Source organism: Herbidospora sp. RD11066 (assembly GCF_054661255.1).
This window is the reverse complement of the sequence record NZ_BAAGDO010000354.1, coordinates 1-237: the sequence shown is the minus strand read 5'-3', so window position 1 is coordinate 237 and position 237 is coordinate 1. Positions and strand designations below refer to the sequence as shown.

Here is a 237-nt window from a genome sequence, read left to right as displayed (position 1 = left end):
ACGTGCTCTAGCTGTTAGCTGGCTTGGTTTGCCAGATGTTTCTTACCCATCTGACCGTTTTGACCACCAAGGAACCTTCTCTTTGGTCAAAGAACTAACTATCAAAGATGGCAAACTCTACCAATACCCAGTCGCGACTATCAAGGACCTTCGTGCTTCTGAAGAAGCCTTCTCAAACCGTCCCCAAACCAATAACAGCTACGAACTTGAACTCAACTTGGAACCTAATAGCCAGAG

General features: G+C 46.0%; 1 protein-coding gene. It reads left to right on the top strand.

Annotated features, from left to right (window positions below; genetic code table 11):
• Nucleotides 1-237: hypothetical protein (locus ACYQ78_RS40095; protein WP_459806235.1), on the top strand; the 237-nt coding region annotated here is incomplete at both ends.